Origin of the sequence: Sphingomonas sp. VDB2 (assembly GCF_047946695.1) — a bacterium.
In the GTDB taxonomy this organism is placed as follows: Bacteria; Pseudomonadota; Alphaproteobacteria; order Sphingomonadales; family Sphingomonadaceae; genus Sphingobium; species Sphingobium bisphenolicum.
Genome location: NZ_CP159615.1, coordinates 2539951 through 2557119 on the forward strand (window position 1 = coordinate 2539951; position 17169 = coordinate 2557119).

20 protein-coding genes are annotated in these 17169 nt (G+C 64.6%); 2 read left to right on the forward strand and 18 right to left on the reverse strand.

All coding sequences use genetic code 11. From position 1 onward, the window contains the following. Positions 1-102 precede the first annotated feature (102 nt). From ABT375_RS12675 to ABT375_RS12725, 11 genes are all read right to left on the reverse strand, one after another. Positions 103-492: a type II toxin-antitoxin system HicB family antitoxin gene (locus ABT375_RS12675; protein WP_416462760.1), complete on the reverse strand. Its 390-nt coding sequence runs from the start codon at positions 490-492 to the stop codon at positions 103-105. A 22-nt stretch (positions 493-514) separates the two neighbouring features. Then, positions 515-700: a type II toxin-antitoxin system HicA family toxin gene (locus tag ABT375_RS12680; protein ID WP_416462762.1), complete on the reverse strand. Its 186-nt coding sequence runs from the start codon at positions 698-700 to the stop codon at positions 515-517. 59 nt (positions 701-759) lie between these two features. Then, positions 760-1767: a contractile injection system protein, VgrG/Pvc8 family gene (locus ABT375_RS12685; protein ID WP_416462764.1), complete on the reverse strand. Its 1008-nt coding sequence runs from the start codon at positions 1765-1767 to the stop codon at positions 760-762. After that, entirely contained in the window at positions 1764-2174 is a 411-nt protein-coding gene (locus ABT375_RS12690) for a phage tail protein (RefSeq protein ID WP_416462766.1), read from the reverse strand. Before ABT375_RS12690 ends, ABT375_RS12685 begins: the two co-directional genes overlap by 4 nt. Then, positions 2171-4648 (reverse strand): phage tail tape measure protein, encoded by a 2478-nt coding sequence (locus ABT375_RS12695; protein ID WP_416462768.1) that lies wholly within the window; start codon positions 4646-4648, stop codon positions 2171-2173. The genes ABT375_RS12690 and ABT375_RS12695 overlap by 4 nt, the downstream gene beginning before the upstream one ends. Before the next feature lie 9 nt (positions 4649-4657). Continuing rightward, complete coding sequence (locus ABT375_RS12700; RefSeq protein ID WP_082679065.1) at positions 4658-4774, reverse strand: GpE family phage tail protein; 117 nt, start codon at positions 4772-4774, stop codon at positions 4658-4660. A gap of 8 nt (positions 4775-4782) precedes the next feature. Beyond that, complete coding sequence (locus ABT375_RS12705) at positions 4783-5097, reverse strand: phage tail assembly protein (RefSeq protein ID WP_416462770.1); 315 nt, start codon at positions 5095-5097, stop codon at positions 4783-4785. A 62-nt stretch (positions 5098-5159) separates the two neighbouring features. Then, positions 5160-5672, reverse strand: a complete 513-nt coding sequence (locus ABT375_RS12710; RefSeq protein WP_416462772.1) for a phage major tail tube protein — start codon at positions 5670-5672, stop codon at positions 5160-5162. A 40-nt stretch (positions 5673-5712) separates the two neighbouring features. Then, positions 5713-6888, reverse strand: coding sequence for a phage tail sheath C-terminal domain-containing protein (locus ABT375_RS12715; protein WP_416462774.1), 1176 nt, complete (start codon positions 6886-6888; stop codon positions 5713-5715). Positions 6889-6903: 15 nt separating this feature from the next. Beyond that, the gene (locus ABT375_RS12720) at positions 6904-7254 is read right to left on the reverse strand and encodes a GPW/gp25 family protein (RefSeq protein ID WP_416462776.1); all 351 of its coding nucleotides are present in this window, start codon (positions 7252-7254) and stop codon (positions 6904-6906) included. Further along, positions 7251-7826, reverse strand: coding sequence for a phage baseplate assembly protein V (locus ABT375_RS12725; protein ID WP_416462777.1), 576 nt, complete (start codon positions 7824-7826; stop codon positions 7251-7253). Before ABT375_RS12725 ends, ABT375_RS12720 begins: the two co-directional genes overlap by 4 nt. A gap of 225 nt (positions 7827-8051) precedes the next feature. On the opposite strand from ABT375_RS12725, the gene ABT375_RS12730 reads away from it, so the two are divergent. Together ABT375_RS12730 and ABT375_RS12735 are read left to right on the forward strand one after the other, a co-directional pair. Continuing rightward, complete coding sequence (locus ABT375_RS12730; RefSeq protein ID WP_416462779.1) at positions 8052-8273, forward strand: hypothetical protein; 222 nt, start codon at positions 8052-8054, stop codon at positions 8271-8273. Between the two features lie 118 nt (positions 8274-8391). Beyond that, positions 8392-8598, forward strand: coding sequence for a DUF6961 family protein (locus tag ABT375_RS12735; protein WP_416462781.1), 207 nt, complete (start codon positions 8392-8394; stop codon positions 8596-8598). Positions 8599-9127: 529 nt separating this feature from the next. On the opposite strand, the gene ABT375_RS12740 is transcribed toward ABT375_RS12735, so the two are convergent. The 7 genes from ABT375_RS12740 to ABT375_RS12770 are packed head-to-tail and all read right to left on the reverse strand — an operon-like array spanning position 9128 to position 17145. Beyond that, entirely contained in the window at positions 9128-9874 is a 747-nt protein-coding gene (locus ABT375_RS12740; RefSeq protein ID WP_416462783.1) for a hypothetical protein, read from the reverse strand. Between the two features lie 12 nt (positions 9875-9886). Beyond that, on the reverse strand, positions 9887-11758 hold the full coding sequence (locus ABT375_RS12745) for a hypothetical protein (protein WP_416462785.1): 1872 nt from the start codon (positions 11756-11758) through the stop codon (positions 9887-9889). Next, the gene (locus ABT375_RS12750) at positions 11758-13992 is read right to left on the reverse strand and encodes an SGNH/GDSL hydrolase family protein (RefSeq protein WP_416462787.1); all 2235 of its coding nucleotides are present in this window, start codon (positions 13990-13992) and stop codon (positions 11758-11760) included. Before ABT375_RS12750 ends, ABT375_RS12745 begins: the two co-directional genes overlap by 1 nt. A gap of 2 nt (positions 13993-13994) precedes the next feature. Beyond that, entirely contained in the window at positions 13995-14432 is a 438-nt protein-coding gene (locus tag ABT375_RS12755; protein ID WP_416462789.1) for a hypothetical protein, read from the reverse strand. Position 14433: 1 nt separating this feature from the next. After that, on the reverse strand, positions 14434-15507 hold the full coding sequence (locus tag ABT375_RS12760; RefSeq protein WP_416462791.1) for a gp53-like domain-containing protein: 1074 nt from the start codon (positions 15505-15507) through the stop codon (positions 14434-14436). 4 nt (positions 15508-15511) lie between these two features. Further along, positions 15512-16153: a phage tail protein I gene (locus ABT375_RS12765; protein WP_416462793.1), complete on the reverse strand. Its 642-nt coding sequence runs from the start codon at positions 16151-16153 to the stop codon at positions 15512-15514. Then, positions 16150-17145 carry a baseplate assembly protein gene (locus tag ABT375_RS12770; RefSeq protein WP_416462795.1) on the reverse strand — a complete coding sequence of 332 codons (996 nt, stop codon included), beginning with the start codon at positions 17143-17145 and terminating at the stop codon, positions 16150-16152. The genes ABT375_RS12765 and ABT375_RS12770 overlap by 4 nt, the downstream gene beginning before the upstream one ends. Positions 17146-17169 lie beyond the last annotated feature (24 nt).

Genomic DNA, 17169 nt, shown 5'->3' on the forward strand with positions numbered 1-17169 from the left:
TATGGCACTGGCGGACGAATAGCCTGTGGGTTTGGATACCGCTTTGGCTGTTCGCCTTCCTGCTGCTGGGTGGCTTCCTGCTCTAGACCGTGCCGCCCGTGTTCAATGCCGCCCCTCAATCTCATTACGGGCGGCCTGGGCCAGAAAGGCGCTGCGGGTCAGTTTGCGCATGGCCGCGGCGCTGTCGATCGCGTCCAGCATCCCGCGATCCATGGACAGGTTCACCTTGGCCAGCTTTCCGGTGTTGCGGATATAGGGGACCATGATGATGAACGCGCCATCGGGTGCGTCGGGCATGGCTGCATGTTGGATGCTGTCCAGGCTGTCCGGCGGCATGGGCATATCTTCGAAGAAGAGCGACAAGGCCTCGATCGCGTTGGGCACGATATCTTCCCTGCTGTCCGCCGCCGAAAAGCAGCCGGGCACATCGGGAAATTCGACGCCATAGGCGCTGTCGTCATCCTTATGCACGATGGCATAGAAATAGTGCATTTTATCTGGCCCTCCTTGGCCTTTAGTCCTGCCAACCGGCCATTTTCGCGATGCTACGGGCGGTGCCGGTGGGCAGGTCTTTTTTCGGGTGCGGGACGATGACGGTGATAGCGCCCTTGCGAAATTTGTGATGCGATCCGGCGATGCTCACCAGTTGGAAGCCATCTGCGATCAGGCGCTTTACGATCTTTTTGCTGTCCCGTTCCATGCATATATATTTACGCACAAAGCTGCCCTAGTCAAGCGTGATGCGCAAATATTTGCGTATTAGGCGGGCGTTTCCATTTTGAGCGCCGTCGAAAATCCGCCGCTCTTATCCAGGCTGTGCGTCACCTCGCTCACCAGCCAGGCGCCGTCGATCCCGGCCTTGATCCCGGTCACGGTCGCCCGCAATTCGGGATAGATGTCCGCGCGGCCGAGCGCCAGTTTCATGTCCAGGGTGGCGGGCGCGCGTTTGAGCCGGTCCCGTTCTGCCACGGCCGCGCGCTTCGCCGATGCTTCATCCGCATAGGTTTTGCGCAGGCGTTTCGCGCCTTCCTCCTTGCCCACGGTCACGGTCTGGCGCTTGGCGCCCTTCCGATCATGCCAGCTTGCCGTCACGCCATCCTGCCCGTCACGGGCCTGGCGCTGCCAGCTATGGCCGTCGCCATCGCGACGGCGCAGCGTGATTGTCGGCAACGCCTTCCCACTGGCGGTCTCTCCCGCGCCGATCGGCGCGAAGATCAGGACTTTGTCCTTAATGGTCGCCACCGCGCCATTTTCCCGCCCCAGGCGGCGCAGGAAGGCGATATCGCTTTCGCGGCTCTGGCTGATTGTGGGAAGGGCAATGGCGGCGAGGGCAGGCGCGACCTTCGCGGTAAGGCCATTGCGGCCCGCGACATCGGAGAGGACCGCGCCCAGGGTGGTGGCTTTCCAGCTTTGTTCGCGGCGGTTGCGGATCTGGCTGGTGAAGTCCACGGCGCGCGCGCGGATCTTGATCTGATCAGGCGGGCCGGCGTGCGACACGTCATCCACCTTGAAGCTGCCCTTGTCCACGAGGCCGATCGCCACGTCGCGGCCGCGCTTCCAGCCCAGCGCCAGGCGCAGGATCGCCCCTTCCTTTGGGATCGCCAGCAGGCCGTCGCCATCCTCCAGAGTGATATCCAACTGGTCGGCCTCGTCGCCGCGCTTTTCCGATAGCGACAGGCCGATCAACCGGGGCCGCATGCGATCGGTCAAATCCTTGCCGTCGAGCGTCACGCGCCAGTCGGCGACATTATTGATCGCATCGCTCATGCGACCGTCGTTCCATCGGCCAAGGCGGGGTCATCCACGCGCAACAGGTCAATCGCGAAGTCGATGCGCCGCGCACGGCCATCCGCCATGATGGCCGCATGGCGTTCGTCGATCGCCTCGATCACGAAATTACCGAACACCAGGCCGGTGCCATCGAGCAGCGGATAGGCATCGCCGTCGTCGGCCATCGCGCGCAGCTGGTCGATTGACACGCTGCCATCGCTGATCTCGCTATAGACCGCGCCTGACAGGTTGACCGTTTCCGCGCCTGGTCCGACGAACTGGGTGGCATCGCGCGCGCCGACCCGGCCCGAACGCGCATGGACCCACTGCGCCTTGCGCTGCATTTCGTCATGGGCGAGCGTCGGGATCTCGAAAATGAACATGCCCAGCGCCATCAACATCATGCGTCTCCTTCGTCGCCAAAGCCGCGCCCGCGCCGTTCGCGCTCTAGCTGCTCCATCGCGTCCTTCACGGCCTGGGCGATGTCCTGCGGGCTGCCGCTGACGCCATGGAAGTGGAGATTGAAGGTGGCAGGCGGTGCGTTACCGGCGGGCGCGCCGCGCGCCATCGTCGGCGGCCTGTCTGCCCCCGTCGAGGCAGCCGCAATCGCCGGCGTTGCCGCACCCACCGCCATGGCGCGGCTTATGTCGGCCGCCAGCGCCTTCACGCGGTCGATCGGCGCGCGCTGTTCAGACTGGATGCCGCCGTCCAGTCCCTGCATCATATAGCCGCCAAACTGGGCGAAGACACGGGAGGGGCTATGAATGCCCAGCTTTTCCTTGAACCAGCGGGCGGCCGACCCGGCGGCATCGACGATGGTCGATTTGAGCGCGCCGAGCATGGAGGTGATGCCGTTGATGAGGCCACGGATCATTTCGCTCCCTGCCTGCGACAGGCGGGAAGGGACGTCTATGCCGAGCCAATTCAGAAGCGCGGCAATGCCGCCATAGAGCAGGCCCATGGGAGAGAAGTTGATCAGGAAGGCAGATATCCCCGCGATGCCGCCGGAAAAATAGCCGGTGATTTCCGTCCAGATGCCGCCAAACCATCCGGCGATCGCGTCCCACTTGGCGTAAAGCAGATATCCCGCGCCCACCAGCAGGCCGATGCCCAGCATGACGCCAGCGACGATACCGATGAGCGGCAGCATGCCGATGCCGAGCAGGGTGGCGGCACCCGCCAGGGCGGCGAAGGGCGCGACCAGACCGGCAATGATGATTGCGCCCCCACCCAATATGACGAACAGGGCAGCCATCACGCCGGCGGCGACGGCGATGCCCCTGGTCAGATTGGGATGGCGCCGGGCCAGATCCGAAATGCGGGATGCCCACCCAGAAAGATATTCCGACGCGGCGGCCACGGTCGGCATCAACTGCTCCCCGACCGTATCCTTGAGCAGCTTGGACTGGATCTGCAGCCGCTTCACCTTTTCCGCGCCGTCCTGCATCCGCTCGGCAAAATCGATATTGACGGTGCCGTTCGCGCCCAGGGCGTCGGCGCGGATCGCCTGATATTCCTTGAACGCGGACATAAGCGGGCGAAGCGCCTGTTGCACCTGCATGTCGCCAAACAGCGACGACAGTTTGGCCTGGTCGCCGCCGGTCGCCTGCTGGGTCAGGCGCACGATCTCCTCGATCGGACTGCGCCCGTCCTTGGCCGCCTTCTTCATGGCGGCCGGGATGTCGATGCCGAACTTGGCGAAATTCTTGATCGTGTCGCCGGCATTGATCTTGGAAATCAGATTCTGGAGATTATTCGCCGCGCCCGCCGAATCGCCCGCGCCCTTGCGTGTGATCTGCAGGGCGGCGGCCAGGTCCGCGACGGCAGGCACGCCCTTCGACCCAAGGCTCTGCATGGAGGCGGTGAGTTCGGGGAAATATTGGGCCATGTCCTTGACCTCGAACGCGCCGCTCTTGCCTGCCTGCGCCATGACGTCGAGCGCCTTGCCGGTCTGCTCGATCGGCACTTTGAGATTGTCATGGGCGGCAAAGGTCGCACGGCCAAGATCATCGATCTCCGCCTTGTAAGCCGTCGCCGCGCGGCCGATCGGCGTCATCATGTCGGTTGCCTGGCGCGCGCCCAGGCCAAAGCCGGTGAGGGTATCGACGCCCTTTTGCAGATCCGCCGGCATTTGATTGACGGCCAGCGCCGCGACTTGCAAATCCCGGCCCATACGGCGACCAGCCTCGCGGGTCTGGTTCACCTTCTGGTTGATATCCGTCATCGTCGCTTCATATTCAAGCGCGCCAGATACCGCCTCTTCCAGCGGGCGAGCGATGACCATGCCGGTGCCCATTGCCGCCGCGCCGCCGGCGGCAAGTCCAGTTGCGGTGCCCTGGATCTGCGAGAACTGGTTGCGCGCGGCCGCCACGCGGCGCGACCGGTCGGCAAGCTGCTGGAGCCGGCGTTCCTGCTCGCGTAGCGTGTCGTTGGTCGAGGCCGCCTCGGTGCGCAGGCGGCGTTCATGCGAGGCCAGGTCGCGGGTCGAGACGCCGGCGGCGGCCATGCGGGATCGGAGCGCCTGCAGGCGGCTCGATTGCTGGCCATGTTCGTCAGACAGGCGTGCGGCTTCGCGCCGCGCCTGTTCGAATTCGCGGCGCATCTTCTTGGTAGGGTTTTCGGTCTGGGCTATGGCACGGCCCAGCTGGGTGGTTCGTGACTGGGCTTCCTGCATGCGCCGGGAGGTTTCAGCCAGGCCGGTTTTCAGTTCGCGGAATTCGCCGATATCGGCCTGCGCCCGCTCAATCTCCTTCATCCTGTCGCGGGTGACGCGTAGCGCCTGAGACAGGCGGGATGAACCGCCGGCGGCTTCGCGCAAGGGGCGGGTCAGCCGGTCGGCCCCTTCGAGCAGCATGCGGATGCGGAGATTGCGGTCCATTGGGCGCCCCTATTTGTCGGCGCCCGCCCGCTTGGCGGCGCGGCCGCGCCATTGCATCAGTTCGGAAAGGTCCATGGGGTCCATCACCGGCGGCCCCCAATGGAAGATGACCGCGATGTCGGCCATCGCGTCGTCTACCCGTTCGGGGAGAGCGCCGCCTTGGCGCCCTTCGGCAGCAAAAAATCCATCACTTCGCTGCCCAGCTGGGTGAAGTCGGACGGGTCCATGACGATGATCTGCGCCTTGGTGAGGGTCGGGATGGTGATACGCGGCAGGAGGTTTTCCAGCGCGGCATAGTCGAGGTTGAGGAGAGCGGAGAGGCTGAGGCCGCGCAGTTCGCCCGCCTGGGGCTTTCGCACCTTCACTTCGCTGATCGTGATGTCGCCGCTGACGATCGGCGCGTCGAGGATGACGGTGGACATCTGGGAGCCAGTGGACTGGTCGGTCATGTAAAATCTGCCTGTCTAGCGGAGAGGAAGGCCCGCCCGACCGTGAAGCCGGGCAGGATGGATCAGAAGATGCCGATGGCGGCGCGGCGCTCGGCCGAGCGATCGATGCCGTCCACGATTTCGATGCCATTCAGCGGGTCGATCTCGATTTCCGTGCGGCCGTTCCAGACCAGCTTGTAGTAGGCCAAAGCCGACTTGACCTTGAATTCGCCTACTTCGCCGGGCTTCTGCTCGCCCATCTCGATCTCTTCATGACGGCCGCGCACGATGACTTCGACGCTATCGACATTGCCGGTATCGTCCTGCTGATAGGAACCGGCAAAGCGCAGATAGACGCCCGCAACAGTGGTGACGCCCCACTGGCGCAGGATGTCGCGCATGGGACCGCCAAAGGCCGCTTCCAGTTCCAGCGCCTCCATGCCCATGTCGATCTTCACCGGGGCGCTCATGCCAGCGCCGCGCCAATCCTCCATCTTGCGGGTGAGGGTTGGCAGGGTGACCGAAGCGCATTCGCCCAGATAGGCGAAGCCCTCGTTAAACAGCATCATATCTTTGAGGACGCGGGGCAGACCCATTGCAGGCTCCTATTGTGACGGGAAAAAGAGGCGCGCCGGATCAGCCGGCGTCGGTCAGTTGGGACGCAAAGTCGGCGAAATATTCGTCGGTGATTTCCTGGTAGAAACCCAGATCCTCCAACGGGGGCGGAACCGTATATTTGTAGCGGATGCGCAGCTTGCCTGCCTTGAGGCTGTCGATGCCGTTGACCGTTTCATCATACCAGGCCTCCGCGCCCAGGATGACGCCGGCGGCCTTGAGATTGCGGAACAGGCCGTTGACGGTTTCGATGATGTCCTTGGCCAGGCTGGGCGTCAGCGGCTTGTCCACCGCCCAGTCCATGCCATGGGCGATCGTGTCGGCCAGCAGCTGGGCCACGCGCACGCTGCTTTCGAAGGCGAAGAGCGGATCGTCCGAACAGGTGCGATTGCCCCAGAAGTAGAAGCCCGCGCTCTTGCGGATCAATGCCGTGACTTCCGAGGCGTTGAGCAGGCCCGCGTCGGTGTCCTGATCCTCGATATCCCAATGGATGGGCTGGCTGAGGCCGACGACGCCCTGCACCGCCACGTTGGACAGGGTCTTTTGCGGGCCGGTGCTTTCATCGATCAGCGCGCGCAGGCCCATGGCGCGCGCGGCGGCGAAGCTGGTGACATTCTCGGCCTCTTCGGTGTCCCAGGCGAGGAAGTCGGGCATCAGCAGCATCAGTTCGCGCTGCGAGAAGTTGGCGCGATAGAGTTTGGCAGCGGCCACGCTCGCGCCGATCGCGCGGGCATAGGCAAAGCCACGCAGCTTCTTGGCGACGACGGCGAGCGCGGTGGTCACCGCCTGCGTTTCGAGGCCCGGCGTGCCGAGGATGCGTGGAACGACGCCCAGTTGCGACACAGCGGCCAGCAAGGCCTGCATGCCGGTGCGGGCGCCATCGACCGTCGTGGTGCCGATGACGTTGCTGGCGGTTTCGGCGGCATCCTCGCCTTCCTCGACGCGGATGGCAACGATGATTGGCCGGGTCTGGTCAGCGATGGCGCGCAGGCTGCGCGCAAGGGTGCCTGCGACGCCAGCCTTGCCGATGGCAGCCTCTACGTCGCTGATCAGCACCGGCGTATCGAGCGGGAAGGCGGTCGCGTCGGCATCCGACGCCGTGGCGACCAGGCCGATGATCGCGGTGGAAACGGCCGTCAGCGTCCGCGCGCCGCTGGTGACCTCGGTAACGGTGATGCCGTGTTTGAACGTGGGCACAAGCGGCTCCTATGGCTAACGGTTGAGTGGAACGAGAAGGCGGGCAAGACTGGCGGTCGCCCCGGTTTCGGTGCGTTGCGCCTCGATCGCGATGATGCCGGCGCCGGGCCGGTCGCCGGCCACCAGTCCGATCCGGCGAACACGTATGCGGTCTTCCCAGCGGGCGAGCGCAGTGGCGCTGGCAGCGAAGATGCGCAGCAGATTCGGGCGCGTCATAGGCTGGTCGATCAGTGCAGGGACCAGGGAACCATATTCGCGCAGGCCGACGACGGTGCCGATCGGCGTCGAAAGGATATCGCTGACAGACTGGATGATATGATCGACGCCATCGAGCGTCGCGCCGGACTGGCGAGCCATACCGGTCATGCGATAGGCTTCCCGCTCTCGGCAGCGCCCGCTTGCACCTGGCCGTGCTTATGATCCTTGAGGCTGATGCCTGCACCCACGACGTCTTCCGTCGCGGTGATCGGACCATTGACTGTCAGAGGACCGTTGATCGTCGTGCCGCCGGCAGCGGTGATATCGACCGTGCCGCCCGTGGGCAGGACAGCGGCAAGCGCATGGGCGGCATGATCGTAAGAGAGGATCGCGCCGTCCGGGAATGCGAGCATCGTGACATTGGGGTCCGACGAGGGCGCAGGACAGGCGTCGGAATATAGGCCAACGATCACCAGGCCGCAGGCGATATCGCCTTCGGGAGCGAGCAGCAGGCATTGTTCGCCGACTGTGGGCGGCGACCATGTGCGAAGTCCACCGGCGCGCTGGGCGACCCAGGGCAGTTCTCCTGTGATGATATCGCCGCTTTCGACGGTGCAGCTGGCGTTGCCATGATCGACCGACGCGATGGTGCCATAACGAAGGACTTCGCCGGTCAGCCGTTCGGGATCTGCAATATGCGCCATGGCGGCGACCATGCCGCCCGCCGCCTGTTGTGGCATTGGCCTGCATTTGTAGAGGCCGCCTCTACAAATGCGGAAAGGCGCAGACGCGCGCTATCGCCCATCAACTTGGGCGAAGCGATTGGCGCGATCGCGAACAGCGCTACCGGCGCGCGCTATCAGACAATCTGCGCAGGGCTGGCACACTGTCAATGTCTTCGCCTATCGACGTGCGGCAGCAATGATGGCAGGAAACCAAAATCCAAGCGGATGGGGGTCTTGCACATGGAATCAGACAGAACGGATGATAGCTTCTGCATATGGCTTCTCGGGCAGGTGGCGCGCGACGACTGGATTGGCGCGCTGGCGGCCTTGGTTAGATCGACCCCCAGCCTGCGGACCAGCGGCACGCCGGAAGAATTGCGCGTGCGGTTGCAGGAGGCTGGCGTCGCGCATGAATATTTCGAGGGGCTGGACGAGGCTGAAAACGCCTGGCTGAGCGAATAGGATATGCCGACTCTAACCCATCCACTCAAATATCAGTGTGCTGGTCATTTCTAGAGTATATCGAGGCCGCATTGACATCGCCGAATCGCGAATACGGTCATAATGCTGGGGGACATGTATGGGATTGAGCGATTGGGAAATCTGGGCCTGCGCCCAGAAGGCCATCGAGCAGCATGGGGCCAAGGCCCCGATGCATGTCGCCGACCGGCTCGGCAGCCTGACCGCTGCCGGCGATCTCTGTGGCGTAGCAGCTTGGCAAGCTATTGCCGCCAAGGTCGATCAGCTGATGGATTACCGGAACGGCATAGCACTCAGTCGGCAGTGACGATCATACATCGCTGAAATCATTCTGGGCGTGCGAGGCGGCAGTTATCGTCAAACTCGTTATTGTTCGAGCGACTTGATGCAATGGAGCGGGAACCAGATCCCACCATCTGCGTAATGCGGGATGGAACTACCCGTTCCACGCGAAAGACCCCCTTGCCCCGCCTCTTCACCCCCCGACAGAGGCGGGGCATTTTTAAGGCTGACGGTCTATTGTTTGCCCTTGGTCGCGTGGTATCACCCGCCTGATCCTGTCGCACACCTTCATCGCGGCGCGCGGCAGGGTCGCCGATATGGCGATCCCTCCCGCCTTATTTGAACAGAGGGTAGGCTTTTAACCTTTTCTTATGATTTTCGGCCTCTTCGTCAGGGCGTCTCCGCTTCCCCCCGAGGCGCGGGACAACCTTCGATCGGCCCCGACGCACCCCCCCCCCACGGCGTCGGGGTCACTTTCTTTGCGGCTCTGGATCACCTTCACCAGCGCCCGGCCGGCAGCCATCTGCCGCTGCTCCTCGATCTGGGATGCCGTGTTAGAACCGCAATCCATAAGTGAAGTCCGCCACATCGCGGACCAGGTCCAGTACCGGCGCGGCCCCCGCGAGGATATCGCCGTCAAACTGCATGACGTCGGTCACCGACCCGGTCATGATGCTGGAACCGGCATTGTTGAGGGCGCCGACGATCAGGGCGGCAGACGTCATCGTGCTGTTATTGCCGCCGGTGGCCTCGATATATCGGCCGTTGACCCAGAGACGCAGCGTGCCCGCGCCATTGGCGGAGGTGACGATCACATTCCAATCGCCCGACGCGGCGGCCGGCAGCGTCAGCGCCTTGTTCCCCTGCACGAAGTTGATGAGGCCGCCGGCGGCGAAGCTGATATATTCGGGCAAGCTGGAGGAGTTGGCCGACAGGATGACATCGGGATAGGTGGTGTCCCCGCTGCGGGCGATCACGGCCAGGCCGTGGGCGAGGGTGAAGTTGCGCTGCACCGAGCAGACCAGCCGGTCGTTCGCGCCATCGAACACAGCAGCGGGATAGCCGTTGAGGGCATTCTCGGCATAGGCGGGCCGGTTGTCGGCCGTCGCCTGGACGAGCGAGGCAGCGCCCTTCTGACCGAGGATCGTGTCGACCTTGCCATCAGTGACGTGCGCGCCGAATTCCGGGTCGGCCTGATACCAGTCGAACAGTTCCGATCGGGCGAGCAATTCTTCGGCAATGGTGCCGAAGGAGGGAAGGCCGGAGGCGGAGAAGTTGCCGGCAATGCGCAGCATGTTCATGAGACTTGTCCTTTAGCTGGGGGTGATTTCGCTCATGCGGAGCGCGTAGTGGCGGACCTTCGCCGGAGTGCCGTAAGCGGTGAAGCTGGACGGGCCGCCCGCGACATAGATGTTGCCGCGCCCGCGCGCCCACAGGGCGGTCGCCGCGCCAGTGTCGCGGGCATAATCGACCCGGACCGGCCCACCGGGATCGGCCGATAGGATCAGGCGCAGGACATTGGTCCCGACGATCGCCACGCCGTTGATGGTGAGCGGCGTGCCATCAGCGGCCAGGAAGCAATTGAAGCCCTTCGAACCGGGATCGGGCACGATGTCGCCATCAACCAGCAATTGCGGGCCGGGCATGTTGGGAAAGGTGATGTCGATCTGCGCGCCGGTGCGCACCATCGTCACGACCAGCCCCAGCGCGCGGAAGGTGCCGCCAGCTTCTACAATCGCCGCCGCCTCAGCTTCGGCTTCGGTGACCATCATGCGGCCGACATTGCCGGCATGGATGTTGGTCGGCCCCTGGGGGAACATCTCGGCCTGATACATGGGGCCGGTGCAGGTGACCGATCCCAGCCGCGCGACCGCGACCGAGCGCTGATCCAGTTCCACACCCGACGCGGTCGAATCGCCGGCGGTCTGGTTGATCTGGTTGAAGTAGAAATGCGGGTTGAAGCTCTGGCCCAGCGTCGAACGGACGCCGGACACATAGGCGTCGATCACCTGGCCGAAGACCGTCGCATAAGGATAAGGCCCGGCCTCGCCCTGGGTCCAAAGGATGCGCTTGCAGACGGCACCGACAAATCCATAGCGCCCAAGGTTCTCCTTCAGCTTGGCAATGCCCGCAATCGCATTTTCATAAAGATAATAGCCCGCACCCGGCAGGAAGTTGCCCGCTGGATAGGAGCCGCGCCATGAGGCGATAACACCCATGGCCGGGCTACGGCGACGTGCGCGGCGATCAACCGCGACGCGCGCCTGCGCATGGAGGATGGTCGGCGCGAGCGCATAATTAGGCCGATGGACCGATGGCGTCAGTTCTGAAAATTCGGACCAGGCATAGGTCTGGTCACCATAGAAGTCGGTGTTGCCGACGCCGGTCGGCCGCGACAGCGCAAGGATATGGTGCGGATTGTCGACCTTCTGGAATGGCGTTGCGAGTTCCTCATTGCCGGAACCGCCGCCGCGACCGCTCTGACCGATGCCGATGACGATCTCCACCGGCCCCACCGCTACCGCCGTCGCCAGATTGCCGTAGCGAAGCTGCACCGCGTCGAAGATGGTGCCATCGGGATCGGTCAGCATGGCGCGGACAAATTGCTTGCCGGTGCGGACGAAGGCGCGGTTTTCGGTGCCGCGCCAGCTATCGACCGTACCGAAATCGTCAGCCAGCCGGGCGAGGCCCACGCTGTTGAAGGCGGCGGCAATGCGCCTGTCCTTGTCTATGCCCAGGATCGCGTTGCCGTCCTGATCCTCGATCGCGGACACATAGCGCGACGGGCGGCGATGCTTGACCGGAGGGGCGAACAGATTGATTCCGGCCGCGCCTATTCTCGCCGCCCAATCGACATACATGCCGATGCCGCCAGCCTCACCTTCAATGGCGAAGGCATAGCGGCTCGGGCGCCGCGAGTGGGTGTTGATGAAGCTGAGCCGATAGACATTGGTGACGTCGGCGCGGTCGATGTAGAAGGCGGTGCGCCCGTCATCGCCGAAAAACTGTGCGCGGACGCGGGAGGGGCGACGGCGGCCGACAGGCATCGCGCCGGCGCGGATGATCGTCGCCTGGTCCCGCTCAACCTGCTTCATCATCACCATGCCGCCGGCGTCGCCGACGCGATCGGCATCAAGAGCAGGTCCAACGAAAGCGGGTTCGATCTTGCTTGGCAAAGGGGGCATTATGCTAGCTCCACCGGCACGATGCCGATCAATGGGTTGGTTGAGCGCAGGACGGTGTAGGGCCGGTTTCCGGCCGTGGTGGCGACGGTGAGGGTCTGGACCGCATAGCCGTCGTAAAAGCCGAAGAGCCGGTAGGCGGCGGGCGCGCCGAAGTCGGCGGGATAGGCGTAATAGATATATTGGCCCGCATCGCCGCCGCCATCGACGCTGAATGCCTTCATGCGATTGGCGGCCTGGTCGCTATAGGGCAGCGCGGCGACCTCCGAGGCGGTCAGGGCGGATTTGGAACTGGCGCCCCAGAAGCGCGGGCCGGCCGCCGGATCGCCATTGCCGGGCCACAGATTGGCAAGCGCGTCCGCCAGCGCGTCAACGTGCTGCTGCCGCGCCACCCCATAGGGATGGATATAGTCGGCCAATTCTGAGTCCTTGATGCCCGACGCCTCGGTGCCGGCATCGGTCAGCTTCCATCCCGCAACCGGGTCTTGATAGGCCCAGGCGCTGCACAGGAAGATGTTGCTGTCGCCGGCGGCCCGCAGCGCCGTCACCCGTTCCACGATGGTCCGCAGGATCGTCGCCCAGCCGGCGGCATATTGGGCATAGGCGGTCGAACCAAAGGGCAGCGTGGTGGCCCAAAGGACGATCCGGGCCAAAGGCTGGGCGCGGCGGATTTCGGCGATGATGGCGGAGAGGTTGGCGGCGAACTGCGCCGACCCCTGAAACAGGTCGTTCATGCCCAGGTTGAGCAGCACGATATCCATCGCCGGGATCGCGAAGCGCGTGGCGTAAAAGGCCAGATCGAATTTATAGCCGATGCCGCCGATCGTGACGACGGGCGCCTGCGAGGCCGATTCCGAGGCCAGGCGCAGGAAGGGATTGATGAGCCGCTTCTGCGCCTTGGTTAGGCCGGCATATGTGGCTTCGTCACCCGCCGCGAGAGGCTGGATCGCCTCGCCACCCACGGTCATGCTGAGGCCAAGATAGTTGGCCGCCGACCAGCCCTCGCGCCCTTCGCCCGGCGGCCCGCCCGCAAAATCCTGCCAATCGGGATTTTCCGAACTGTTGATGGTGCCATGCCAGGTCACCATGCCGCCCTTGGCGCTCAGCGCCGCGTTGAGCAGGGCGAGCGTCATGCGGTTGAGGATGCTGTCGCCCAGCGCCCATATCTTCGCCGTGCCGGTCAGGGCGCTGAGGCGCTTGCGCACGACAAGCGCGCGGGTGCGCAGCTTGGCGCTCTGCACCTGGCGGACGGCGCGCACGGAAAAGCTGGTCGCGATCCGGGCCGGGTCGAGCATGATCCTGCCGCCGGCCTGCATCGCCGCGAAGCCCGCGTCCGACGACAGCGACACCATGGGCGATTGCGCCGCGCGATCGGCGAAGAGATTGGCGGGATAGATGGGGCGCGCCTGATCGGTCAGAAACAGGTCGGGGCCGATGATGGGGGAAAAGGGATCGAGGAGGCCATCGTCGTAAAGGACGACGTTGACGCCGGGATAGGGCGACACGACCGTTCCCCAGATATCAAGAAGCGGCACATAGCCGCCCGTCGCATCCGGCTGCGCCGCATGGGTAGCGATGTCGTATCGGGAGGGTTCCACCGCAAAATAGAGCGTGGACGCAATGCCGGGAGCGACGCTGTCAAAAGTGAACTTCACATAGCCGGGAAATTCCGTGCTGGCGGCGTTTGCGGGCATGTAGCCCTGTTTGAGGCCCAATATGGGGGCGTGGACGAAGACATATTCGAGCGGCGCATAGATGGCATGGCCGCCACCCGCCTTGTTGAGCAGGTCGTTGATAAGCGGCCGGAACATGATGGTCCTGGCATCCATCGGCCGGTCGGGGCGAACCATGAAGGTCTTCAGGTCCGCCGGGGACATATATCCCGTATTGCGGTCCATCGTCCCGCCCATGTCGGTCGGCAACACCTTGGCGTCGATCCGCAGGCGCTGACTGACCTCGTCAATCACGGGCGCGACATAGCTTGCGATGGCGGTATCGCGCGCGACGGCTTCTTCGCCCACCCGATTGTCGGCATAGGCCCTGGCGGCGGCGACATCCGCAACGCGCGCCGCCGCCTCGACCGCCAGCGCGTCGGTCGCGTCTTCAAAGCGGGCATCCACCACCGCATCGATGATCGCCTGCGCCGAAGCGCGCTGCGTTTCGTCGTCTCCCTCAATGATGATCTGATCGGCACCGGTCGGGTTCGCCCGAATGGGAAGGTCGTTGATTTTCGCCATGGTCAGTCCACCGGCCAGAAGGGATGATGCGCGATGTCCAGGGCGTCGAGATCGGCCGTGCCGGCGGCAAGGATCGCCGCCTCGATATGATCGGACGCGGCGCGCAGGGCGTCGATCGCCGCGAAGCGCGCTTCGCCCTGCGCCGATGGCGCGCGCTGGTCGTTCAGCTGTCGCCAGACCGGCGCTACCGCTTCGATACGGCGCGCCGCCTCGCGCTTCACATGCCGGATGGCGGCCGCGCGGCGCGCATCGATCGTGGGCTTCGCGCGCTGGATCTTCGGGCGTCCATCATGGCCCGCGACGATCGCCGCGCCGTCCGCCTGGGCGGCCAGCAGTTCGGCATGGCGGGTGCCGCTGATCTTCACCGCATCGGCGGGAATGGCGGCATGGATGCCATCGGCATAGAAGCCCGCGGACTGCGCGGAATAGAAAATCTGCATGTCAGAGGCCCACCGCAATATAGCGCATACCCGCGCTGGAATCGTCGGCCGAGAAGACGGAAAAGCCCGTCAGGCTGATGCTGCTCTCGACAAGGACGGGCGGATTGTCCTGGCTGTCCGCGCCCCCGCTGACGCCGCCGGCCGGGACGACGGCGAGGCAGGCGGATGGGAAGGCGAGCGGGAACAGGGTGGAACTGGTGCTGTTGGATGACGCGGTGAACCGCCCCCATTGCAGCATCAGCCCCTGCCCGCCGGGGATGGGGCAATAGCCGTTCTGCCCCAGATATTTGGTCATGCCGGCCAGGATCAGCGGGGTTATCGCCACATCGTTCGATGTGCCGGCGACCAGATCCGCGACCGTCGCGCGCGGCACGGTCAGCACGCGACTGGCGCTCAGATCGCCGCCGCCAGTGACCAGGCCGCCCCCGGTGATGGTCCGCCCCACCAGTGCAGCGAGCAAGGCGTCGACACCCGATGCCAGCGCGCTCAGGTACGCGTCGGTTTCCGCCGCCAGCGCTGCAATCGCCGCGTTCAGCGCCTGAGACAGGGTGGCGAGGCGCTGCTGCAGGGTGAGCGGCGTGATGGCGCGCTCATGATCGGTGCCTGCCGCCGCCTCGGCAGCGGTGGCGATCTCGATCGACCCTTTCACCGTTTCGGTGGCGGGCGGCAGCAGGAAGCTGGTGTCGCCAAAGACGATCTCCCCTTGCACCGCGTTCGCAAATGCGACGTCGAGGGCGAGCAGGAAGAAGGCGATCGACACTTTGCGGACGATCGGCTCCGCCTGGCTATAGGCAGCGAACAGCGTGCCATCTTCGAGATAGAGGCCAAGCCCGCGCAGATCATAGATGTCGGCGCTGGTATCCTGCGCCGTCATATGGATGATCGTTTCGCTGGCCGACTGTCCCGAAACCGACGTCAGCCGCTTGATTTCGCCGGGAACGGCCGTCAGCGTGGGCGCCATCACGAAATGGCTGGCGGACAAGCCGACAGAGACGATGCGGATCGGTTCTGTCGCCCCGGACCCGGCGTTGACCAGGGCATCAAGCCCGGCCGTGGTGATCATGAGCTGGATCACGCGGTCAAGCCTCCAGAAATGCGCCGGCGGCCGTCTGCAGCGGCTCGCCATCGGATGTGAGGAGATAGGACAGCCATTCAGGCTGCCCGGCGGTGGTGACGTCGGCCGCGACTTCGAAGCGGAGCATGTCGCCCAGCCTGGCCGCCGACAGCAGCCAGGCGGCCGCCGCCGCGCGAAGGCGGAAAACCGCCTGCATCACGGCACGCGCGGGCTTCACCTGCGCGATGTCGCGCAGGATCTGGCCAACCAGCGCTTCATCGTAAATGACGTCGCTTTCCGCCACGAGCGGGAGTTCCAGGCGGAAGGAATAGGGATCGAGGTTGATCCGATCCTGGGACCATTCGACGATGCCGATCAGCGTGTCGAAGCGATCGAGGACAACGCGCAACGATGCCGGCGTGCCTTTGCGCCGCTGAAAGCTGATAGCGTCGGCGACGGCATCGCGCTTTTGCTGCTCGGACCAGTTCGAATCCCAGATGTCGATCGACAGCCCCCAGGCCAGCCATGGCAGATCTTCGATCCGGCAATCTGTCGGCGACCACAGGTCGCGAAAGGGGACGGGGATGTCGAGGACGCCGGCGGCGACCTGTTCCAGGGCTTTTTGAAGCTGGGTCGAACCGGGCGGCAGCAGGTTGGGATAGCTCATTCGCCATCCCCCTGATGCGTAATCGTGACGCCGATGCACAGCGGCGCTTGCTGGCGGGTTATGCTCAGATCCTCGGCAGGACTGGTCAGCACCACATTCTGAACGCCTGCGACGTGCAAGGCCGCGATGATGCCCGATCGGGTGATGTCGCGGCCCAGCCGGTGGCTGTCGGCGATATAGGCGTCGAGGCGCGCGCGCGACGTCGCAAGCACCAGGGCCGCATCGGGGCCACGAAAGGTGATGACCGTCGCTACGATCGCATAGGTGACGATCGTGGCCGACTGGGCCGTGACCGCGTCGGTCAACGGGCGGCGGATATCGTCCGAAAGATAGGCCTCGACCTTGGCGACCAGATCGGCCGACGCCTGACCATCGCCGCTACGAGACAGGACTGACAGAATGACCTGGCCGGGCCAGATGGCAGCGTCGAGCGCGGCGACCATGGCGGCGCGCAGTTCGGCAGAAGCATCATGGTCGGCCAGCACCGACTGGACCAGCTGGCGGATGCTGTCAGGGCGAGGCGTCGTCGCACTGGCGTCCAGAACGTCTGGATCGGCAGAGAGGGCATGGAAGATATAGGCGCCTTCGGGACCGGCAACCGAATAGCCTTCGGGCGCCAGCACCATGCGTCGGCGAAAGTCAGTGTCGCTTTCCATGACGGCGGCGACGCCTAGTGCATCGTCCGCCGGCGTGATGGTGAAGCGAGTGACGCCGAACAGCGCGCCCAGATTATCGAGATCTGCGCCATTGGCATAAGCCACCATGACGGCCCGCGCCGCTTCGTTGATACGTTGCCGCAGCAGATGCGCGACATAGGAGAAGACGCGCAGCAGCTTGGTCGCCGGATCGCTCTCCCGCTCCTCGAAATCCGGCATTTCCGCCTTCATCAGCGCGATGGCCTGGCCAAGGATCGTGTCGAAATCCAGCGCTTCGACCACGTCGGGCGCAGGCAGGCGCGAAAGGTCAACGGCGGTGAAGGTGGTATCGGCCATGGCGGCCTTGTCATCCGGTCAACC